Below are 20,762 nucleotides of genomic sequence, written 5' to 3' on the forward strand. Positions count from 1 at the left end.
AAATATGGGCTTTCATGCGGGATTTTCTGACCGATCGGTGCAGTCACAAAGAAACGAGCGATCAATAAACTCTTGATTTGAAACCAGCCAGACGGAACAGTGCAGTGGGGAGCAAAGTATACAAATAACCTGGGAGGAAGACACATGACGGAAGACACGATCAAACCTGCGGTGTCGCGCCGCTCGTTCCTGCGGCGTGGCGGGGCCATCGCCGGGGGGGCTGCGGCCAGCACGCTGTTGGCGGCGCCGGCGGTTCTGGCGCAATCGCCGCTGGTCCTGAAGATGCAGACCAGCTGGCCGGCCTCGGACATCTGGCAGACCATGGCGCAGCAATATGTGGACCGGGTGCAGGCCATGTCGGGCGGACGCATCCAGATAGACCTGTTGCCGGCCGGCGCGGTGGTCGGGGCGTTCCAGGTGATGGACGGGGTCAGCGATGGCGTCATCGACATTGCCCATTCGGTTTCGGCCTATTGGTATGGCAAGCACAAGGCGGCCTCGCTGTTCGGCACCGGCCCGGTCTTCGGCGGCGATCCCACCAATATGCTCAGCTGGTTCTATCAGGGCGGCGGGCGCGAGCTTTACCGCGAGCTGACGCAGGACCAGATGGGGCTGAATGTGGTGGGCCTGATGGCCTTCCCGATGCCGGCGCAGCCCTTTGGCTGGTTCAAGAACCCGATTGCCGGAGTCGAGGACATCAAGGGGATGAAATACCGCACCGTCGGTCTGGCCGCCGACCTGCTGCAATCCATGGGCATGTCGGTCGCGCAGCTTCCGGGCGGCGAGATCGTTCCGGCGATGGAGCGCGGCGTGATCGACGCCTTCGAGTTCAACAACCCCTCATCCGACCTTCGCTTCGGCGCGCAGGATGTGGCCAAGAATTACTACATGGGCTCCTATCATCAGGCGTCCGAGGCCTTTGAATTCCTGTTCAACCGCGACGTGATCGAGGATCTGGAACCGGACCTGCAGGCGATTCTGGAGCATGGGGTCGAGGCGGTTTCGACCTATAACACCGCCTATGCGCTGGATAACTATTCCGCGGACCTGCTGAAACTGCGCGACGAATCCGGCGTGACCATCCACAAGACCCCGGATGCGATCCTGCAGGCACAGCTCGAGGCCTGGACGGCGATGATCGCCACGCTGGAGGCGGATGCCACGATCAAGAAGATCCTCGACAGCCAGCGCGACTGGGTCAAGCGGACGGTCTATTACGAGCTGATGGACAAGCCGGACTATGCGCTCGCCTACGAGCATTTCTTCCCCGGCGAGCTGAAGATCTGATCGCCTGATCCGCAGGCCCCCGCGCGGCGTGACCGGGCGGGGGTGTCTTCGAATGCGAGGAAACCCGATGCTTGGCTTTGTGCGCTTTGCCGACAGCCTGTCGGCCTGGTTCGGCAAGACCTTTGGCTGGCTGATCATGCTGATGACCGTGGGCGTCACCTATGAGGTGATCGTCCGCTATATCTTCAACGCGCCGACCTCGTGGTCGCTGGATGTGTCCTTCATCATGTACGGGACGCTGTTCATGATGGGCGGCGCCTATACGCTGTCGCGCGGCGGCCATGTGCGGGGCGATTTCCTCTATCGGCTCTGGCCGGTCAGGGTGCAGGCGGGGGTGGACTTGCTGCTGTACCTGATCTTCTTCTTTCCCGGCGTCTCGGCGCTGATCTTTGCCGGCTGGAAATACGCCGCGCGCAGTTTCCAATATGGCGAGGTCAGCGTGAACAGTCCCGCCGGCATCCCGATTTTCCAGTTCAAGGCGGTGATCGTCGCCGCCGGCATCCTGCTGTTCATCCAGGGCATTGCGCAGGTCATGCGCTGCATCATGGCGATCCGCGACGGCTACTGGACCGAGGCCGAAGAGGATGTCGAGGAGACCGAGCAGCTGCTGATCCGCGAGCAAGCCGAGAAGGCCCATGCCCATGAGGCCTGACCCGCGCCTTCTGCCAGACCTGCCCCTTCAGACGGAGAACCGAAATTGACCGATCCGCAGGTCGCCCTGTCGATGCTGGGCGTGTTCATCATCCTGGTGTTCCTGGGCTTTCCCATCGCCTTCACGCTGATGGCCCTTGGCATCATGTTCGGCTATTACGCCTATTTCGACGCGGGCCGGATGTGGCGCAGCTTCAACCGGCTGGCCGAGGATGCCGACTGGTGGACCTCGACGACAAGCTGGGTCGAGGGGCTGTTCAACAACCGCATCTTCGATCTCTTCATCAACCAGACCTATACGGTGATGTCGAACGAGGTGCTGACGGCGGTGCCGCTGTTCCTGTTCATGGGCTATATCGTCGAGCGGGCGAATATCGTGGACCGGCTGTTTTCGACGCTGGCCGTTGCCTCGCGCAATATGCCCGGTTCGATGGGCGTGGCCGCGCTGATCACCTGCGCGCTGTTTGCGACCGCCACCGGCATCGTCGGCGCGGTGGTCACGCTGATGGGGCTGCTGGCGCTGCCCTCGATGCTGAAGGCGCGCTATGATCCCAGCTTCGCCAGCGGCATCATCTGTGCCGGCGGCACGCTTGGCATCCTGATCCCGCCCTCGATCATGCTGATCGTCTATGCCGCCGCCTCGGGCGTGTCGATCGTCCGGCTTTACGCGGGCGCGATGCTGCCGGGGCTGGTCCTGGTCGGCCTCTATCTCGTCTATGTCATCGGCCGCTCGATCCTGCAGCCCTCGGTGGCGCCGCGCCCGACCGAGGACGAAGTGCCATCGGTGCCCTTCCCGACGCTGGTCCGAATGCTGGTCACGTCGTTCTTCCCGCTGGCGGTGCTGATCGTCGCGGTGCTGGGTTCGATCCTCTTCGGTCTGGCCACGCCGACCGAGGCCGCCGCCATCGGTGCGATGGGTGGGCTGGTACTGGCTGCCGGCTATCGCTCGCTGACCTTCCAGCGCCTCAGGGAATCGGTCTATCTGACCGTCCGCACCACGGCGATGGTCTGCTGGCTCTTCGTCGGATCCTATACCTTCAGCTCGGTCTTTTCCTATCTGGGGGGCGAGCATCTGATCTCGGAATTCGTCGGCGGGCTGGACCTGACGCCGCTGCAATTCCTGCTTCTGGCGCAGCTGATCATCTTCTTCTTGGGCTGGCCGCTGGAATGGTCCGAGATCATCATCATCTTCGTGCCGATCTTCCTGCCGCTCCTGCCGATGTTCGGGGTCGATCCACTGTTCTTCGGGATCCTGGTGGCGCTGAACCTGCAGACCTCGTTCCTGACCCCACCCATGGCCATGTCGGCCTATTACCTGAAGGGGATCGCGCCGCCCGAGGTGAAGCTGACGCAGATTTTCGCCGGCGTCATGCCCTTCCTCTTCATGGTCTTCATCGCCATGGCCATCGTCTATATCTTCCCCGGCGTGGTCTATTACCTGCCCGAGGTGTTCTATGGCGGTTGATCTGACGGGGCTGTCGGCCATCGACCTGCGCGACGGCATGGCCTCGGGGCGCTTTTCGGCGGTCGAGGTGGTCACGGCGCATCTGAAGCGCATTGCCGAGACCGAGCCGCGCCTGCAGGCCTGGGCCTGGCTCGACGGCGAATACGCGCTGGCGCAGGCGCGGGCGCTGGACGAGCGGCGGAAGTCTGGGGCGGCGCTTGGGGCGCTGCACGGGCTGCCGGTGGGCATCAAGGACGTGATCGACGTAGCGCGGGTGCCGGGCGAGAACGGGACCGCGATCGACAAGGGCCGGGTGCCGCGAGAGGATGCGGCGCTGGTGGCGCGGCTGCGCGCGGCGGGCGCGGTGATCATGGGCAAGACCGTGACCACCGAAATGGCCTATCTGCAGCCTTCGAAAGCCCGCAACCCGCATGATCTGGCACATACGCCGGGCGGCTCCTCCTCGGGTTCTGCCGTGGCGGTGGCGGCGGGAATGGTGCCGCTGGCCGTGGGCACGCAGACCGGCGGCTCGGTGATCCGGCCCGCCGCCTATTGCGGGGTGGTCGGGTTCAAGCCGAGCTTCGGGCTGATCGGGCGCAGCGGCATCCTGCCGCAATCGCCCTTCCTCGACACGGTCGGGGTCTTCGCCCGCAGCGTCACTGACGCCGCGCTGCTGGCCGAGGCGCTGGCCGGCCATGATCCTGCCGATCCGGCCACCCAGCCCATGCCCGCGCCGCGCCTGACCCAGACCGCCAGCGCCGCCCCGCCGGTCCTGCCCAATCTGGTGATGATCGACATGCCCAGCCCGCCCGAGACCGATCCACAGATGCGCACGGCGATGGAGGAGCTGTTCGGCCTTCTCGGCGAACGGATCGAGCGGGTGGAACTGCCGCCGGTCTTTGCCGAGGCGCAGGCCATCCGCACCCGGATCAACCAAGCCGAGATGGCGAAATGCTATTTCGCCCATGAACAGCGCGGCCGGGCGCTGATGTCGCCGGAACTGACCGAGGCGATCGATGCCGGGAAAGCGGTGCTGGCGCGGGATTACCTGTCGGCGCTCGACTGGCGCGGGGTGCTGAATGCCGGGCTCGACCGGATCTTCAATCGCTGCGACGCGATCCTCTGTGCCGCCAGCCCCGGCCCGGCGCCGGATCGGTCCAGCACCGGCGATTCCGCCTTCAACGGCATCTGGACGCTCTGCGGCACCCCGGTCGTGGGCCTGCCGCTGTTCGTCAGCGACGGCGGGTTGCCGATGGGGCTGCAACTGGTGGGCCGGGTCGGCGACGATGCGCGGCTGCTTCGGACCGCCGCATGGCTGATGGACCTTGTCCAGTCCGGGCAGGAGATCGACGAACAGAAGGAGATCGCTTGATGGACAGGCTGATGGCGCTTTTCGCCTATGCGGTCATGGCCGCGTCGCTGCTGGTTCTGGTCTGGTATGTGCCGCGTTGGGATCTGGGCGGAGTCATCGCGGTGACGCTGGCACTGGCCGGGGTCGATGTGGTGCAATCGCTGCGTAGCCATCGCAGGCCGCGCAGCCCAAAGGATCACTGAGCCGGCCGCGCGCTATCGCGGCTCGGTCTGCAGCGCGCGGATGATGGAATAGCACATCAGCACCATCACCACCGAGAAGGGGATGCCGGTCGCCGTCACCCCCGCCTGCAGCGCCGACAACCCGCCGCCGATCAAGAGCACGATGGCGATCAGCCCCTCGATCGTCGCCCAGAAGATGCGCTGCGGCTTGGGCGCGTCGATCTTGCCGCCGGCGGTGATCGTGTCGACCACCAGCGAGCCGGAATCGGACGAGGTGACAAAGAAGACCAGAGCCAGCACGATGGCGATGGTCGACATCAGCCCGGTCAGCGGCAGTTCGGCCAGCATCCCGAAGAGCGACAGCTCCGGGCTGTAATTGTCGATGACATATTCCTTGACCAGACTGTTTTCCGGGTCGGCGAACAGCGTCTCGATGGCGATGCCGCCAAAGACGCCCATCCAGATGAAGATCATCAGGCTGGGGATCAAGAGCACGCAGATGACGAATTCGCGCACCGTGCGGCCGCGCGAGACCCGGGCGATGAACATGCCGACGAAGGGCGCCCAGCTGACCCACCACGCCCAGTAGAAGGCCGACCAGCCCTCGCGATAGGCGTCATCCTCGCGCCCGAAGGGGGCCGAGAGCGGGATGAAGTCGCGGACATAGGTGACAAGCCCGGTCCAGAACCCGTCCAGCGCCGCCAGCGTCGGCCCGGCGAAGAGGACGAAGAGAAAGAACAACAGCGCCATCACCATGTTGATCTCGGACAGGATCTTGACCCCGCCATCCAGCCCCCGCCAGACCGAGACCAGCGCCACCGCCGTCACCAGCATGATGATGATGACCTGCGTCGAGGTATTCACCTCGAGCCCGAAGACGAAATTCAGCCCGGCATTGGCCTGCTGCGCGCCAAGCCCAAGGCTGGTCGCCAGCCCGAAGAGGGTCGAGAAGACCGCAAGGATGTCGATGGCATGGCCCCACCAGCCCCAGACACGCTCGCCGAGGATCGGGTAGAAGGCCGAGCGGATCGAGAAGGGCAGGCCCTTGTTATAGGTGAACAGCGACAGGGCCAGCGCCATTACCACATAGACCGCCCAGCCATGCAGCCCCCAGTGGAAATAGGTGCCGGCAATGCCAAGCGCGCGGGCCTCGGCGATGTTCCCGGGGATGATCTGCCCGTCCGGCCCGATGGGTGAGGGCACGCCAAGCGGCGAGGAGACGTTCATGTGATAGACCGGCTCGAGCACGCCGAAGAACAGCAGCCCGATGCCGATGCCAGCGGCGAACAGCATCGCGAACCACGAGAGATAGCTGTATTCCGGTTCGGCGTCCTTTCCGCCCAGCCTGATGCCGCCATAGGGCGAGACGATCAGCGCGAAGCAGAAGATCACGAAGAAATCGACCACGATCATGAAATACCAGTCGAGCGTCTGGGTGGCGAAACTGACGATCGACTGGAACACGCCGCCTGCCGTTTCGGGAAAGATCAGCGTCAGCAGGATGAAGGTCATCGCCGTCAGGGCCGATACCACGAAGACCGGATTGTGGATGTCGAACCCGACCGGCCCCAGCGAGCCTTCGATATTGTCTTGGCCCACGACGTAATCCGTGTCGTGGAACAGGTCGTCGTCAGATTGCGGAGTCCCTCCGGTCTCGCTCATGGTGGCCTGCCTTCCGGTTGTGGCTTCTTCGGTTTTTCTCCCGCGATCATAGGGAAAATTGCACAAAACGCAAAACCGCCCCTCGTTCACCAGTCTCCGCGCGGTCGGTCACGGGCTTGACCTTCCCGTCCAAAGCCTTGATCTTCTCGCCAGTTAAACGGTTCCGGCAGTGCCATGAATGACTCGACCCCTCCGCCGACGCGGTCCGACGCGGACAAGACGCGGCCGCCCATCGGCGCGCTGCGGTTCGACACGCCGCAGGACCTGTATCTGCGCCTGCCCGAGATTGCCGAACTGACCCAGCAGCGCCCGCGCCCGGGCGAGGACCCGCTGGCCTTTCTGGGCCGGCTGCGCGCCTCGACCACACCCGAGGAGGCCGTGACCTATACCGCTTTTGCGGCCCTGCCGCAGATGTCGGTGCGCTGGGGTTATGAATGCCTCCGACTGATGGCCGATTATCTCGACCCGATGGAACGGCCGATGATGGAGCTGGTGGCCAACTGGCTGAACCACCCCGCAACCGCCATGCGCCAGCGTATCGCGAGGGATGCGCTCTGGGCACCTTCGCGGACGCCGTCGGTGCTTCTGGGTCTGGCCGTGGCCTGGTCGGGCGGGCCGGTGGCGCCAAACGATCCCATGCCCGCGCCGTTGCACCGCGCCCCGCGCTCGGTCAACAGCGCGGTGCTGTCCTGCCTCGCGCGGGCCGAGTTGAATCGGCGACCGATCTTTCTTGCCCGGTTCATCGACATGGCCGAAACGCTGTTCCGCGTCTATTGACCAGCGCCATGACCCTGACCCTGCAGATCGAGAATTATCAGGTTCTGGACGATGGCGGGCCGGCCAGCGTCGCGGTGCCCGATGGCGGGCTGTCGGCCGGACGCTCGGGCGGGATGGGCTGGGTGCTGCCCGATGCCAGCCGGCATATCTCGGGCCATCATTTCGATGTCTACCTCGACGAGCGCGGCTGGTGGCTGCGCGATGTCTCGACCAATGGCACCTTCCTGCAGGGCCAGCGTTACCGGCTGGACGGGCCGCACCCGCTGCAGGACGGCGACCGGTTTCAGGTCGGGCAATATATCATCGTCGTCCTGCTGGAGCAGCCGGGGCAGGGCTCGGCGCTGACGCCCGCCTCGCTGCCCGACCGCTCGCAGGCGCCGGGCTTTGCCGAGGACCCCTGGGCGCTGGAGGGCGGTCCCGCTGCGCCGATCGATCCGCTGCCCGCCCGGCATCTGGGCCAGCGCCATGACTTTGCCGACGATTTCATCCCGACCGGTCAGGCGCGCCAGCCAGCGCGTCGCTATGCGCCTCCGGTGGTGCCTCCTTTGGACGATCCCTCGACCTTCGCCGCCCCGCCATCGGCGCCGCGCGAGATCACCGGTTTTCAGCCGCCCGCCGCACCCGCGCCCGAGCATGATTTCGTCCGCGCCTTCTGCAAGGGCGCCGGCCTGCCGCCCGACCTCTATGCCGACGTGGCCCCCGATCAGCTGGCGCAGGTTCTGGGCCAGACGATCCGTCGCGTGGCGCAGCAGGTGATGATGGCGCTGCAGGACCGCGCCGCTGCGAAGCAGTTCGCCCGGACCGGCGAGCGCACCATGCGCGGGGCGGCGGACAACAATCCGCTGAAATTCCTGCCCGATGTCGATCAGGCCATCGAAACCATGTTCCTGAAACCGCGCGCCGGCTTCCAGGATGGGGTGTCCGGATTTGACGATGCGTTGAACGACCTGCGGCTGCACCAGGCGGCGCTGTTTGCCGCGCTGCAACCGGCACTGGCCAGGCTGATGAGCGATCTGGCCCCCGAGACCATCGAGGCCCAGGCCGAGACCGGGCGTCTTGGCGGCAACAAGCGTGCCAAGGCCTGGGAGATCTTCGTCGAGCGGTGGGACAAGAAGACCGCGCCGCATGAGAACGGGATGCTGGACGAGTTCCTGATCCACTTCTCCGCGGCCTATCGCGACATGGTCGAGCGTCAGGGCGGCGTCGCGGGAAAGGAGCCGAACGATGGCTGAAACTCAGGCCTTGCCGCTGAACTGGCTGCTACAGCCGATCAGCGAGGACGCGCCTTGCGGCCCCGATCTCGAGGCCGAGGGCGCGCCTGCCTTCATCGACTATTATTACGAGGCCGAGGTGCGCCTGCCCGAACGCTATGTCACGCCGGGCATGGCCGGGGTCGAAGGCAGCATCGACCAGGTCTTTGATCCGAAATCCATCAACCTGCGGGCCGAGACGCAGGCGATCAGCGATCTTCTGCGCCAGAGTCGCGACCTGCGGCTGCTGTCCTTGCTGGCGCGGTTCCAGATTCTGGCCGGACGGCCCGGCGATTTCGCCGACACGCTGCAGGTGATGGCGGAGGCGCTGACCCAATGGCCCGACGCCCTGCACCCGAGCGTCGCGGGTTCCTCTGCCGACCGTCGTGCGGCGCTGGAGGAACTGGGCTCGATCAAGACCGTGGTCATGCCGCTGCACTACCTGCCGCTGGCCGGTCAGGCGGATGCGACCTATCGCCGCTATCTCGTCGCAACGGGCCAGGCAAGCGGGCGGGCATCGGAAGAAGGGATCGAGCGCGGTCCGATCATCTCGACCCTGGCCTCGCCGGCGCATCAGAAACTGGTCGAGCGGCTGCATGGTGACTTGGGCCGGGCGGCACAGGCGCTGTCGCGCATCGTCGAAATTTGCGCGGCACATCCCACCGCGCGCTTCCGCCCCTTGGTTGCCGAGACGCTGGATGCGCTGACCGGGATGCAGAAACTGCTGCAGGAAGCGCGACCGGAGCTGGTGATCTGGTCCAGCCAGGTCGAGGCCGCGCCGATCCCGGTGGAGTCGCCCACCGAGGCCACGCCGGATCAGCCCCTAACCGCCCCGGCCCCGCTAGCCGCACCGCCGCCCATCGGAGCCATCACTGATCGCGCGGGCGTGCGTGCGGCGCTGGAAGGCACCGAGCGCTTCCTTGCGCGCAACGAACCCTCCTCGCCGGCGCTGCTTCTGGTGACGCAGGCACGGCTGTTGATCGGTCGGCCGTTGATCGAGGCGCTGGAGACGCTGCTGCCCGGCGATGCCGGCAAGGCGGTGATCGGATTCGCGCCCGAAACCGGCTTTGCCCTGTCGATGGAGCGGATGAAGAAGCTCAGCGAGAACGCCCTTGGCGGTTTTGATCCGCAGAGCGGGGGCACCGAGGCGCCGCCGGCTGAACCGCTCGTTCTGACCTCGCGTGCCGAGGTCGCCGCGCAGTTGCAGGCGGTCGAGGCATTCTATGCCGCACGCGAACCGGCCAGCCCGATTCCGATCCTGCTGGCCCGGGCGCGGGGCTTCATGGACAAGGGATTCCAGTCGATTGTTGCGGAATTGATGCCGAACGCCGAGGCGAAAGGCTAGGCTTTGACCTTTCGGACAGGGATTCCGGGCTGTGCCATTGACACAGTCAAGATTTGATTGTTTCGTCGCACGCAACTGTTGGGAGTTTAATGATGGCCGCGGACAAGTCGACCGATTTTATCAAGCGTAATCGCCCGCCGCGGGTGAATATTTCCTACGAAGATCCCTATGACAGCGAGAAGATGGTCGAACTGCCCTTCGTCATGGGCGTGATGTCGGACCTCTCGGGCAATGCCTCTCCGGTCGAGAAGAAGCCGCTGGAAGAGCGCGATTTCGTGGATGTCACCGCCGCCTCGCTGGACGAGTTCATGGACAGCGTGACGCCGGGCCTGACCTATAACGTCGAGAACGAGCTGGGGGCCGAGGGTGGTCGCCTTGGGGTCAACCTGGAATTCCACTCGATGGAAGATTTCGAACCGGCCGCCATCGCCCGGCAGATCCCGGCGCTGAAGAAACTGCTCGAGGCGCGCCAGCACCTGGCGAACCTGCAGCGCTACATGAATTCCAAGCCCAAGGCTCAGGAACAGATCAGACAGCTTTTGAACGACCCCGAGCTGATGGCGGCACTGGCCGCGCGCGAAAGCGCCAAATCCGCATCGGACGACGGCACGGAGGACTAAGTCATGGCCCAAGCCCCCCAGCAGGCCGGTAACGAGAATGCCGGCCTCGCCGAGCTTGACGAATTTTCCGACATTCTGCGCCAGACCATCAAGCCGCGCACCGATGTCGCCGCGAAAGAGGTGGACAACGCCGTTGTCGCCCTGGTCAACGAGGCGCTGCAGGACGAGACCCTGATCGGCGAGGATGTGATCGACACCATCACCGCCATGCTGGCGAAGATGGACAAGAAGCTGTCCGACCAGCTGAACGAGGTGATGCATCACGACGAGTTCCAGAAGCTGGAAGCCTCGTGGCGCGGTCTGGCCTACACGATCAACAATTCCGAAACCGACGCCACCCTGCGGGTCAAGGTGCTGAACGCCTCGAAGCAGGAACTGGCGGCGATGATGCGGCGCTATCCCGGCGCGAAATGGGACAAGTCGCCGCTGCATCTGAAGATCTACGAACAGGAATTCGGCACGCTCGGCGGCAAGCCCTTCGGCGCGCTGGTGGGCGATTACTATTTCGACCAGTCGACCGCCGATGTGGGTCTCTTGCGCGCGATCGGCAAGGTGGCGGCTGCGGCCCATGCGCCCTTCATGAGCTCGGCCGCGCCCGAGCTGCTGGGGATGGACAGCTGGACCGAGATCGGCACCCCGCCCGACCTGTCCGAGATCTTCGAGACGCCGGATTATGCCGCGTGGAACAGCCTGCGCGACAGCCAGGACAGCCGCTACCTGGCGCTGACCCTGCCGCGCGTCCTCTCGCGCGAGCCCTATGGCCAGAACACCAATTCGGTGGTCGAGGAGTTCGATTTCCAGGAGGAAACCGACGGCCATGACGGCAAGCAATATGCCTGGATGAACGCCGCCCACGCGATGGCGGTGAACATCAACCGGGCGCATAAGGAATACGGCTGGACGGTGCAGATCCGCGGCGTGCAGTCGGGCGGCGAAGTGCTGAACCTGCCCAGCCACACATTCGAGACCGGCGATGGGTCGAAAGACCTGAAATGCCCGACCGAAGTGTCGATCACCGACCGGCGCGAGGGCGAGCTGTCGAAAGCCGGACTGATAGGGCTGATCCACCGCAAGCATACCGACAAGGCCGCCTTCATCGGCGCACAGACGCTGTACCGGCCCAAGAAATACGTCGATGACATGGCGACCGCCTCGGACAACATGTCCTCGCGCCTGCCCTATATCTTCGCGGTGTCACGCTTCAGTCACTATCTGAAGGTAATGGTGCGCGACAAGATCGGACAAAATCCCGACCGTCTGCAACTTCAGACGCAGTTGCAGAGTTGGGTCAACAAATATGTATCCGGCAATCCCGAAAGCGCGAGCGAGCGGGAGAAAGCCAAGAAACCTTTGGCGGGGGCCAAAGTGGAAGTGGTCGAGGACGAGGAGAATCCCGGCTATTACGTCGGAAAGTTCTTCCTCAAGCCGCATTTCCAGCTTGAAGGAATGGACATCGGGATGAGCTTGGTGTCCAAGCTGCCGAAAGGCAAATGAGTTTTTTTACCTGGCTGTCGTTATTAAAGGAGCGAGTGCATGGCCGTTGATATCTTCCTGAAACTTTCGAACAACATCAAGGGTGAGTCCCAGGACGACACCCATCGCAACGAGGTCGACGTGCTGGCCTGGAACTGGGGTCTGACCCAGTCGGGGACCACCCATGTCGGTTCCGGCGGTGGCGGCGGCAAGGTGAATGTTCAGGACATCACCCTGACCAAATATGTCGATCTGGCTTCCAACGACCTGATCAAGCGCTGCACCAACGGCGAGCATATCGAGAACGGCGAGTTGATCGTCCGGAAATCCGGCGGCGCAGCCCCGGTCGAGTATTTCCGGATCAAGATGGAAAACATCATGATCACCAGCTACAACACCGGTGGTTCCAAGGACGGTCTCGATCGCATCCAGGAAACCCTGACCCTGAACTTCCGCAAGTTCGAAGTGCTCTACACCCTGCAGGAAGAATCGGGCGCTGCCGGCGCCGAGACGATGGCCGGCTGGGACATCGCCGAGAACAAGGAATGGAACGCCTGATCCCAAGCGATCAGCGTCATTCCCTGACAGGAACGATCCCCGGCGCAGCGCAGACTTGCGCCGGGGATTTTCTATGGCAGGCTGAGACCCGATGAGCCGCAGCCCCCAGAAACGCCCCGACCGGCAGATGTCGATCCTGCAGGTCTTTCGCGCCGCCGCCCGCGCGGGCGATGCGCGCGATGCCGCGCCCTCGGAGCGCCGCGCCGATGACGATCGCATCATCTCGGTCCGGCGCCGTCAAAGCCGCGACGGCAGCGACCCAATTGCCATGCAGTCCGATCTGGCAATAGACATCGCCAGCCTGATGAACACCATCCGGTTGGATGCGCTGGTCGATCTGTCCGATGCGCCGCTGGTGCAGAAATCCATCGTCAATTACGGTTTCCGCGACATGTCCAGCCTGACGCGCAGCCAGGAAACCACCGCGCGCATCGCCGCCTCGATCCGCGAATCGCTGATCCGGCACGAGCCCCGGCTGATCGCCGAAACGCTGGAGGTGCGCGTGTCCGAGCGCAGCGCCAGGACCGATCAGCGCATCTTCTTCGATATCACCGCCGAGATGCGGGCCTCGCCCGCCGACCTGCCGATGGATTTCGTGGCCGAGGTCGATCTGGGCGCCGGCAAGCTGCGCATGACCGGCGGGCGGCCCGAGCGATGAGAAAGGCCTTCCGCGACCTCTACAACCGCGAACTGGCCATGCTTTACGAGCGGTCGGCCGAATTCGCCGCCGAGTATCCGGGCATTGCCGACCGTCTTGGCGGGTTGTTGCGCGACAATACCGACCCGGCGGTTGCCGGTCTGCTGGAAGGCACGGCCTTCCTTGCCGCGCGGGTGCAGCTGAAGCTGGATGAGGAGTTTCGCGGCTTTACCACCGAGCTTCTGGAACAGATCTTCCCGGACGCCCTGGCGCCGATCCCCTCGGTCATGCTGGTGCAGGCCCAGCCCCCGGCGGATGAGCGCAAGCTGGACGAGGGCTGGCGCTTCCTGCCGGGCGAGTATCTGGATGCGCGCTTCGTCGATGCCGACCAGCGGGTCTCCTGCCGCTTCCAGCTGACCTCGCCCTTGACCCTTTGGCCGCTGTCGGTGGATGCCATCACCTATCACGATGCGCCCGGTCCCCTCGGCGCGCTGGGGCAGGACCCCGACCCCCGGACCAAGGCCGGGCTGCAACTGGGCATCCGCCGCAGCACGGCGGGCGGCATGTCCGGCTTGCCGCTGGACGAGCTGGTCCTGAACCTGACCGCGCCGGATTTCGGGCAGGCGGCGGCGCTGTATGAACAGATCCATTGCGACCGGCTGCGGATCTCGCTGCGCTGGATCGACAAGCAGGGCGATCCGGCCTTCCTGCGGCTGAACCCCGATCAGCTGAGCCAGATCGGCTTTGACGAAAGCGAACGCCTGTTCAGCCGCGACACGCGCCTGTTCGACGGTTTCGCTCATCTGCGCGAGGCCTTCATCTTTCCAAGGAAGCATCTGGGCTTCCGTCTGACCGGCCTGCGCCCCGCACTGTCGCGCATCCCGACGGATCGGGTCGAGATCGTCATCGAGTTCCGCCGCAGCGACGATGTCCTGGCCGCCCGTCTGGGGTCGGGTCATGTGGCGCTGAACTGTGCCCCGGCTATCAACCTCTTCGAGGAAACCAGCAGCCAGGTGCGGCTGGATCAGAAGCGGCACGAATTCGTGGTGACACCGGACAGTAGCCCGGTCACGCATTACGAGATCCACCGCATCGCGCAGGTCTTTGCCCATTACGGTAGCAGCGCCGACAAGGTCGAGGTGCGCCCGCTTTATGCCCTGCCCGATGGCGGCACCCCACCGCGGCAGGCGCTTTACTACACCGCCCGCCGCAAGCCCCGCCGGCTGACCACGCATGAACGCCGTTTCGGCAGCCGCCATCGCTATCGCGGCACCGAAACCTATATCGCGCTTTACGAGCCGCCCGCCGAGCAGGTCGCCAACCGGGCACAGCGGCTGCAGATCCGCGCGCTCTGTTCCAATCGGCACCTGCCCGAATACCTGCCCATCGCCGGCAGCAAGGATGATTTCCACTTCACCAGCGATACAAGCGTGGCGCTGTCCTGCCTGATCGGCCCGACCAAGCCGCGCGATTCCATGCTGGAAATCGACCGGGGCGCGCCGCATCGGGCCGAACAGGGTGATGTCTACTGGCGGCTTCTGTCCTATCTGTCGCTGAACCATTTCGGGCTGGACGACCGGCCAGGCCGCGACGGCGCGGAAAGCCTGCGCGAATTGCTGAGCCTCTTCGCCGACATGTCGGACAGCATCACCGAGGCGCAGATCCAGGGCATCAAGTCGCTGAAAACCCGGCCCGTCGTGCGCTCGATCCGCCGCGCCGACGGCTTCTTCCCGGCGCGCGGGCTGGAGATCAGCGTCACCTATGACGAGGCGGCCTTCGAGGGCACGGGCATCATCACGCTGGCCGCCGTGCTGGACCGCTTCTTTGCCGAATACGCCAATATCAACAGCTTCACCCAGTCGGTGACGATCAGCCAGCAGCGCGGCGAGATCATGCGCTGGCCCCCCCGCACCGGAAGCGGGGCCTTGCTGTGAGCGGCGATCAGGGCTTTCTGGCGCTGCTGCGCCGGCTGGAACGCGAGGCGCCCGAGAAACCGCCCATCGGTCGCGCGGCGCGTTTGCGCGACGAGGTGGTGCGGATCGGTCAGGACCCCTCGCTGGCCTTTCCGGCGGGCGAGTTTTCCGAGACCCGGAACGGTTCGCTCAGGGCGCAGGTGCTGGGCTTCTTCGGCCCGCAAGGCGCGCTGCCGCTGAACACCACCGAAGAGGTCGCCCGCTGGCTGGAAACCGGGGATGACAGCTTTGTCGCCTTCACCGACATCCTGGCGACCCGCTTCCTGCAACTGTTCTTCCGCGCATGGTCGGATGCCCATGCGATCAGCCAGTTCGACCATCCGGGCAGCGACCGCTTCAACGGCTATGTCGCCGCCATCGCCGGGATCGGCACGCCGGCCTTCCGCGACCATGACGCGCTGCATGATCTGGCCCGCCTGCCGATGGTCTCGCTGTTCGGGGGCCGCGTGCGCAGCCCGGTGCGCCTCAGGCAGATGATCGAGACCCATCTGGGCGTCGATGCCCATGTCGAGGAGCATGTCCCCTACTGGATGGAGTTCGACGCCAGCGACACCTCGGCGCTTGGCCAGCGCGGCAGTTCCATTGGCCGCGACATGTATCTGGGCGCGCGGGTGCAGTCGGTCGGCGAGAAGATCCGGCTGGACCTGCGCACCGCGAGCCTTGCCCAGTATCGCCGCTTCCTGCCCGGCCAGCCCGGATATCAGCGGCTGGCCGATATCGTCTTCTGGTATCTGGGCAAGACCTATGTGGTCGATGTGTCGCTGTCCCTGCCGGCCTCCGAGGTAGAGCCCGCCGTACTGGGCAAATCCGCCAGCATCGGCTGGATGGCGGCGCTGGCCCCGGCCAATGATGACCCCGAGCATTTTGTAACCGCGGCCACCTTTACCCTGGATGCCGACCGACCCGCCGCCTGAGGACTTTTAATGACCGAAATCAGTATCGAGAAATTCGCCGGCAAGATGAACCGCGCCGGCTACGACGCCTTCATTCAGGCGATGCGCCATGCCCGGGGCGAGGGCAACCGCAATGTCGAGCTGGCGCATTGGCTGTTCCATGCGCTGTCCAACCAGGAATGCGACATCTCGGTCACGCTGCGCGAATTGGGCCTCGATCGCGGCAAGGCGCTGCAAGAGGCTGACCGGGCAATGGCGGCGCTGAAGAAGGGCGTGACGGAGACGCCGGGGATCTCGGACACGCTTGGCGATGCCCTGAACCACGCCTGGACCTATGCGACGCTGTTCTTTGGCGAGACCCAGATCCGCAGCGGCCATGTGCTGGTGGCGCTGCTGAACGACGGGCATCTGCGGCGCGAGCTGCTGACCATTTCGCCGGTCTTCGGCGAGGTTTCGGTGGACCGGATCAGCGCCGACAGCCGCACACTCTGGGCCGGTTCGGAAGAAGAGACCATGCGGCCGATGGATGGCTCGGGTCTGGTCGGTGCCGGGACGCCGGGCGCAGCCGAGGGAGGGGCCAAGACCGCGCTTGGCCGCTTCTCGGTCGATATGACGGCACAGGCGGAATCGGGCACGATGGACCGGATCGTTGGCCGCGATGACGAGATCCGCCAGATCGTCGATATCCTGCTGCGCCGCCGCCAGAACAACCCGATCCTGACCGGCGAGGCCGGGGTCGGCAAGACGGCGGTGGTCGAGGGTTTCGCGCAGCGTCTGGCCTCGGGCGATGTGCCGCCGGCGCTGAAGGGGATGCGGCTCTATATGCTGGATATCGGCGCGATGCAGGCCGGGGCCAGCATGAAGGGCGAGTTCGAACAGCGCCTGCGCTCGGTCATCGAGGAGGTGCAGGCGAGCCCCATCCCGATCATCCTGTTCATCGACGAGGCGCATACGCTGATCGGCGCGGGCGGGGCGCAGGGCACGGGCGATGCGGCGAACCTGCTGAAGCCGGCGCTGGCACGCGGCACCCTGCGCACCATCGCGGCGACGACATGGGCCGAATACCGCAACCATATCGAGAAGGACCCGGCGCTGACCCGGCGTTTCCAGCCGGTGACGGTGGACGAGCCGGGGATCGAGCAATGCTGCTACATGCTGCGCGGCATCCTTGATCCGATGGAGAGCCACCACAAGGTCCGTATCTCGGACGAGGCGATCACCGCCGCCGTGGCGCTCTCCGCCCGCTATATCCCGGCGCGGCAGCTGCCGGACAAGGCGGTGAGCCTTCTGGATACCGCCTGCGCCCGGGTGGCGATCTCGCAGAACGCCACCCCGGCCCGCATCGCCGATCTGCGCGAAGCCATCGCGGCGCTGGAAACCGAGATCGCGGCGAAAGAGGCCGAGCGCGATCTGGGCGAGACCAACGAGGCGCGGCTGACCGAGGCCGAGGGCGAGGCCGAAACCCTGCGGGGCAAGCTGGCCGAGGCCGAGGCTGGCTATGCCGAGGAAAAGGCGGTGGTCGACCAGATCCTCGCGCTGCGCGAACGTCTGGCAAAGGCCGAGGGCGAGGATTTCGACGCCGAGGCCGTGCGCGCCGAGATGGCGGGCGAAATGGCCAAGCTCGCCGATCGCAACCCCGACGACCGGATGATCTGGCCGCATGTGGACGAGCAGGCCGTGGCATCGGTCATCAGCGACTGGACCGGCATCCCGGCGGGCCGGATGGTGGCCGATGAATTGCAGGCCATTCTGGGTCTGGCCGATCACCTGAAGGAACGGGTCATCGGTCAGGACCACGGGCTGAAGATGATCGCCAAGCGGGTCGAGACCAGCCGTGCCGGTCTGTCGAATCCGAACAAGCCCATCGGTGTCTTCATGCTGGCCGGCCCCTCGGGCGTCGGCAAGACCGAGACCGCGCTGGCTCTGGCGGAACAGCTTTACGGCGGCGAGCAGAACATCATCACCATCAACATGTCCGAGTTCCAGGAGGCGCATTCGGTCAGCCTGTTGAAGGGCGCGCCGCCGGGCTATGTCGGCTATGGCGAGGGCGGGCGGCTGACCGAGGCGGTGCGGCGCAAGCCCTATTCGGTGGTGCTGCTGGACGAAATCGAGAAGGCCCATCCCGATGTGCACGAGCTGTTTTTCCAGGTCTTCGACAAGGGCATGATGGAGGATGGCAATGGCCGCCCGATCAACTTCCGCAACACGCTGATCCTGCTGACCTCGAATGTCGGCACCAATGTCATCATGGACATGGCCGAGGGTGGCGAGACCACGCCCGACATGGAAACGCTGGAAGCGCAGTTGAAGCCGGAACTGCTGAAGGTGTTTCCGCCCGCGCTGCTGGGCCGGATCGTGACCATCCCCTATTTCCCGCTTGGCGGCGAGGTTCTGGCCGGTATTGCCAAGCTGAAACTGGGCGCCATCGTCGCGCGGATGCGCAGCGCCCATGGCGCCAAGTTGGGCTGGGAGGATGCGGTGATCGACCATATCGTCGCCGAATGCCGCGATCCCGACAGCGGCGGGCGGATGATCGACAATATCATCACCAACTCGATCCTGCCCGACCTGTCGCGCCAGGTGCTGTCGCGCATGGTCGAGGGGGCGGGGATGTCGGACGTGACCATCGCGATGAAGGACGGCAAGTTCGACTACGTCTTTGCCTGACGGGCCTCAGGGCACCGCGCGCACATAGACCGGGGCAACCCCGATCAGCGCGCGGCCAGCCGCCGCCTCGGCCAGCGGCGGAAAGAAGTCGCTGGCGAGGCGACCCGACAGGCCGGCAATGGACTCGGGACGCTGGGGCAGGGCCACGGCCATCAGCAGCTGGCTGGTGTCGCGGTTGCCACCGACGCGGTAGACCGGAATGTCGAAGCGGGTCACCTCGCCCGATGCCAGGGTAAAGCGGCCAAGGTCCTGCACCACGCCATTGTCGTCGATGATGAGCAGCGCCACGGGATTGCCGCCCGCGCCGGTGATCTCGCCGATCAGCTGGCCGTCCGAGGCAACCTCGCTGGCCTCGAGCCGCAGGACCAACGGCAGGGCCGGATAGCTGGCCGAGGCGCGAACGAAATCCACCGCCGGGCATTGCCGCGCGTCGAGCAGCACCGAACGCTCGGTCATCGGCACCTCGACCGTGCCGGCGATATCGCGGAACAGGTCCGAAATGTCGCGATCGACGGCACCGAGCGTGGTCAGCAAGACCTCGTCCCCGCCGATGGTCTGCGGCAGCGCCGCCAGGCAGGGCTGGGCCAGCCTTTCGCGCAGACGCAGCACCAGATCGCTGATCGCGGCGTTCTGCTGCGGCGAGCCGGGGCTGACGCCCTGCCCATCGCCCTCCGGCGAACCGGGAACGTTGACCGGATCGCTGCCGTCAACGGGCGGCGTGTTCGGTGCCGTGACGGGCTCGACCGGTTCCACCGGCGTGGCGGTGGTTGCCGCGATCATGTCGTCCGAGGGGGTCAGCACCGGCTGCTCGGCCTTTGATGTCTGGTCCGGCATCGGGACCTGCGCGGGCGGCAGGGTCGCGCTGACACTGGCCGCGCCGGTGACCGGCTGCGCTTGATCGAGTACCACCTGCGCGGCGCTGCCCTGTTCGACCGGCAGGCTCAGGATGTCGATCTCGGGCAGGGCCCGGCTGTCATCCCGCCGGGGCAGCGAGGGCAGCACATCCATCACCGCGGCCGCCGCCACGCCATGCACCGCCAGGGACAGGACCAGCGCCTGAATCCAGTATCCCCGTTTTTCCTGCATCCGGCCAATCATTCGGCCGTCCTCTCCTTCAGCGTCACCAGCCGCACCGAGCGCTCGGCCAGCGCCGGGTTCTGCAGCACCGCGACCAGCAGATCAGCCGGCGCACCGCGATCCAGCAGCAGATGCAGGGTCAGCGGCTCGGGCAGCGCATCCAGCGCCACCCTCAGAAGATCGGGCGCGACCTCGGCCCCGTCAAGCAGCCATTGCCCGTCGCGCGTGACGACCAGCAAGGGGCGCGGCAACTGGTCCAGCGGCAGGCTGCTGCTGATCGGCAGCTCGACCTCGTCCGAGGGGCGCTCGGCGGTGATCTGGCCCGTCACCATGAAGAAGAAGATCAGTAGCAGCACGATATTGACGATGGCCAGCGACACATCGATATGCGTGTGCTGGCGACGCGGGGGCAGCGAAACGGTCATGGCTGGACCCCACTTGGGGCAGGCGCCACCGTGCCGCCTGCGATCTGGACATCGGTGATGCCATGCGCGGCCAGCGCCTCCAGCACCGAGACCAGCCCCTGCACCTGCGCATCCGGGCGCGTCACCAGCAGAACCCGCGCCGTGCCCGCCGCCTGCATCGCCTCGGCCAGTTGCGGCAGGGCGTCAAAGCCGAATCGCTGACCGCTGGCGACGATGGATTCACGGCTGACCGACCAGATCGCGGTATCGCCGGGCGAAAGGGCCGGGGCGCCAAGCTCTTCTCCCTTGTCGGCAGGGGGCTGGCCCGAGTCCCCGCCGCCGATCGTGCCGGCCTTGAGGCTCAGCAGCGAATAGGGTGTCAGGTTGGCCGAGAGCATGAAGAAGACCAGCAGCTGGAACATCGCATCGGCCAGCGGCGTCAGCGCGAAGCCATAGCGGCGCTGGCGTTGCGGCAGCTCGATCCGGGGATGGGTCCGCGCCCCGGCCATGG

The 20,762-nt window shown here is 65.5% G+C and carries 19 protein-coding genes; 15 read left to right on the forward strand and 4 right to left on the reverse strand.

All coding sequences use genetic code 11. From position 1 onward, the window contains the following. Positions 1-144: 144 nt before the first annotated feature. From Q1A36_RS05170 to Q1A36_RS05190, 5 genes are all read left to right on the forward strand, one after another. Complete coding sequence (locus Q1A36_RS05170) at positions 145-1,287, forward strand: TRAP transporter substrate-binding protein (protein ID WP_299840695.1); 1,143 nt, start codon at positions 145-147, stop codon at positions 1,285-1,287. Between the two features lie 67 nt (positions 1,288-1,354). Next, a complete protein-coding gene (locus Q1A36_RS05175; RefSeq protein ID WP_299840697.1) occupies positions 1,355-1,939 on the forward strand; it encodes a TRAP transporter small permease subunit in 585 nt (194 codons plus the stop codon). 45 nt (positions 1,940-1,984) lie between these two features. Continuing rightward, positions 1,985-3,403, forward strand: coding sequence for a TRAP transporter large permease subunit (locus Q1A36_RS05180; RefSeq protein ID WP_299840699.1), 1,419 nt, complete (start codon positions 1,985-1,987; stop codon positions 3,401-3,403). Next, entirely contained in the window at positions 3,393-4,754 is a 1,362-nt protein-coding gene (locus Q1A36_RS05185) for an amidase (protein WP_299840701.1), read from the forward strand. The genes Q1A36_RS05180 and Q1A36_RS05185 overlap by 11 nt, the downstream gene beginning before the upstream one ends. After that, positions 4,754-4,936, forward strand: coding sequence for a hypothetical protein (locus Q1A36_RS05190; RefSeq protein WP_299840703.1), 183 nt, complete (start codon positions 4,754-4,756; stop codon positions 4,934-4,936). The genes Q1A36_RS05185 and Q1A36_RS05190 overlap by 1 nt, the downstream gene beginning before the upstream one ends. 12 nt (positions 4,937-4,948) lie before the next feature. Here Q1A36_RS05190 and Q1A36_RS05195 read toward each other — a convergent pair whose 3' ends face one another. Continuing rightward, on the reverse strand, positions 4,949-6,577 hold the full coding sequence (locus Q1A36_RS05195) for a BCCT family transporter (protein WP_299840705.1): 1,629 nt from the start codon (positions 6,575-6,577) through the stop codon (positions 4,949-4,951). 174 nt (positions 6,578-6,751) lie between these two features. Here Q1A36_RS05195 and Q1A36_RS05200 point away from each other — a divergent pair, with 174 nt between their 5' ends. The 10 genes from Q1A36_RS05200 to tssH all read left to right on the forward strand — a co-directional run bounded on the left by Q1A36_RS05200 (position 6,752) and on the right by tssH (position 18,770). Next, positions 6,752-7,354 carry a hypothetical protein gene (locus Q1A36_RS05200; RefSeq protein WP_299840707.1) on the forward strand — a complete coding sequence of 201 codons (603 nt, stop codon included), beginning with the start codon at positions 6,752-6,754 and terminating at the stop codon, positions 7,352-7,354. Positions 7,355-7,362: 8 nt separating this feature from the next. Next, the gene (gene tagH / locus Q1A36_RS05205; protein ID WP_299840710.1) at positions 7,363-8,586 is read left to right on the forward strand and encodes a type VI secretion system-associated FHA domain protein TagH; all 1,224 of its coding nucleotides are present in this window, start codon (positions 7,363-7,365) and stop codon (positions 8,584-8,586) included. After that, on the forward strand, positions 8,579-9,949 hold the full coding sequence (locus Q1A36_RS05210; protein WP_299840712.1) for a type VI secretion system ImpA family N-terminal domain-containing protein: 1,371 nt from the start codon (positions 8,579-8,581) through the stop codon (positions 9,947-9,949). Before tagH ends, Q1A36_RS05210 begins: the two co-directional genes overlap by 8 nt. A gap of 92 nt (positions 9,950-10,041) precedes the next feature. Next, positions 10,042-10,569 (forward strand): type VI secretion system contractile sheath small subunit, encoded by a 528-nt coding sequence (gene tssB, locus Q1A36_RS05215; protein WP_299840714.1) that lies wholly within the window; start codon positions 10,042-10,044, stop codon positions 10,567-10,569. A 3-nt stretch (positions 10,570-10,572) separates the two neighbouring features. Continuing rightward, complete coding sequence (gene tssC, locus Q1A36_RS05220) at positions 10,573-12,063, forward strand: type VI secretion system contractile sheath large subunit (RefSeq protein ID WP_299840717.1); 1,491 nt, start codon at positions 10,573-10,575, stop codon at positions 12,061-12,063. A 39-nt stretch (positions 12,064-12,102) separates the two neighbouring features. Next, positions 12,103-12,600 carry a type VI secretion system tube protein Hcp gene (locus Q1A36_RS05225; protein ID WP_299840719.1) on the forward strand — a complete coding sequence of 166 codons (498 nt, stop codon included), beginning with the start codon at positions 12,103-12,105 and terminating at the stop codon, positions 12,598-12,600. A 91-nt stretch (positions 12,601-12,691) separates the two neighbouring features. Continuing rightward, a complete protein-coding gene (gene tssE / locus Q1A36_RS05230; RefSeq protein ID WP_299840720.1) occupies positions 12,692-13,258 on the forward strand; it encodes a type VI secretion system baseplate subunit TssE in 567 nt (188 codons plus the stop codon). After that, the gene (gene tssF, locus Q1A36_RS05235) at positions 13,255-15,171 is read left to right on the forward strand and encodes a type VI secretion system baseplate subunit TssF (RefSeq protein WP_299840722.1); all 1,917 of its coding nucleotides are present in this window, start codon (positions 13,255-13,257) and stop codon (positions 15,169-15,171) included. Before tssE ends, tssF begins: the two co-directional genes overlap by 4 nt. Further along, positions 15,168-16,124 (forward strand): type VI secretion system baseplate subunit TssG, encoded by a 957-nt coding sequence (gene tssG, locus Q1A36_RS05240; protein WP_299840724.1) that lies wholly within the window; start codon positions 15,168-15,170, stop codon positions 16,122-16,124. Before tssF ends, tssG begins: the two co-directional genes overlap by 4 nt. 9 nt (positions 16,125-16,133) lie before the next feature. Continuing rightward, entirely contained in the window at positions 16,134-18,770 is a 2,637-nt protein-coding gene (tssH, locus tag Q1A36_RS05245) for a type VI secretion system ATPase TssH (protein WP_299840726.1), read from the forward strand. Positions 18,771-18,776: 6 nt separating this feature from the next. Here tssH and Q1A36_RS05250 read toward each other — a convergent pair whose 3' ends face one another. The 3 genes from Q1A36_RS05250 to Q1A36_RS05260 are packed head-to-tail and all read right to left on the reverse strand — an operon-like array spanning position 18,777 to position 20,760. Continuing rightward, positions 18,777-19,868: a hypothetical protein gene (locus tag Q1A36_RS05250; RefSeq protein ID WP_299840728.1), complete on the reverse strand. Its 1,092-nt coding sequence runs from the start codon at positions 19,866-19,868 to the stop codon at positions 18,777-18,779. Further along, complete coding sequence (locus Q1A36_RS05255) at positions 19,865-20,272, reverse strand: biopolymer transporter ExbD (protein ID WP_299840730.1); 408 nt, start codon at positions 20,270-20,272, stop codon at positions 19,865-19,867. The genes Q1A36_RS05250 and Q1A36_RS05255 overlap by 4 nt, the downstream gene beginning before the upstream one ends. Further along, positions 20,269-20,760, reverse strand: coding sequence for a biopolymer transporter ExbD (locus Q1A36_RS05260; protein ID WP_299840732.1), 492 nt, complete (start codon positions 20,758-20,760; stop codon positions 20,269-20,271). The genes Q1A36_RS05255 and Q1A36_RS05260 overlap by 4 nt, the downstream gene beginning before the upstream one ends. Positions 20,761-20,762 lie beyond the last annotated feature (2 nt).

This window comes from uncultured Paracoccus sp., assembly GCF_947487305.1.
Lineage (GTDB): Bacteria > Pseudomonadota > Alphaproteobacteria > Rhodobacterales > Rhodobacteraceae > Paracoccus.

Coding starts and splice junctions, on each gene's coding strand:
- Q1A36_RS05170 (WP_299840695.1), top strand. CDS start 145: ATGACGGAAGACACGATCAAACCTGCGGTGTCGCGCCGCTCGTTCCTG.
- Q1A36_RS05175 (WP_299840697.1), top strand. CDS start 1,355: ATGCTTGGCTTTGTGCGCTTTGCCGACAGCCTGTCGGCCTGGTTCGGC.
- Q1A36_RS05185 (WP_299840701.1), top strand. CDS start 3,393: ATGGCGGTTGATCTGACGGGGCTGTCGGCCATCGACCTGCGCGACGGC.
- Q1A36_RS05190 (WP_299840703.1), top strand. CDS start 4,754: ATGGACAGGCTGATGGCGCTTTTCGCCTATGCGGTCATGGCCGCGTCG.
- Q1A36_RS05195 (WP_299840705.1), bottom strand. CDS start 6,577: ATGAGCGAGACCGGAGGGACTCCGCAATCTGACGACGACCTGTTCCAC.
- Q1A36_RS05200 (WP_299840707.1), top strand. CDS start 6,752: ATGAATGACTCGACCCCTCCGCCGACGCGGTCCGACGCGGACAAGACG.
- tagH (WP_299840710.1), top strand. CDS start 7,363: ATGACCCTGACCCTGCAGATCGAGAATTATCAGGTTCTGGACGATGGC.
- Q1A36_RS05210 (WP_299840712.1), top strand. CDS start 8,579: ATGGCTGAAACTCAGGCCTTGCCGCTGAACTGGCTGCTACAGCCGATC.
- tssB (WP_299840714.1), top strand. CDS start 10,042: ATGGCCGCGGACAAGTCGACCGATTTTATCAAGCGTAATCGCCCGCCG.
- tssC (WP_299840717.1), top strand. CDS start 10,573: ATGGCCCAAGCCCCCCAGCAGGCCGGTAACGAGAATGCCGGCCTCGCC.
- Q1A36_RS05225 (WP_299840719.1), top strand. CDS start 12,103: ATGGCCGTTGATATCTTCCTGAAACTTTCGAACAACATCAAGGGTGAG.
- tssE (WP_299840720.1), top strand. CDS start 12,692: ATGAGCCGCAGCCCCCAGAAACGCCCCGACCGGCAGATGTCGATCCTG.
- tssF (WP_299840722.1), top strand. CDS start 13,255: ATGAGAAAGGCCTTCCGCGACCTCTACAACCGCGAACTGGCCATGCTT.
- tssH (WP_299840726.1), top strand. CDS start 16,134: ATGACCGAAATCAGTATCGAGAAATTCGCCGGCAAGATGAACCGCGCC.
- Q1A36_RS05250 (WP_299840728.1), bottom strand. CDS start 19,868: ATGATTGGCCGGATGCAGGAAAAACGGGGATACTGGATTCAGGCGCTG.
- Q1A36_RS05255 (WP_299840730.1), bottom strand. CDS start 20,272: ATGACCGTTTCGCTGCCCCCGCGTCGCCAGCACACGCATATCGATGTG.
- Q1A36_RS05260 (WP_299840732.1), bottom strand. CDS start 20,760: ATGGCCGGGGCGCGGACCCATCCCCGGATCGAGCTGCCGCAACGCCAG.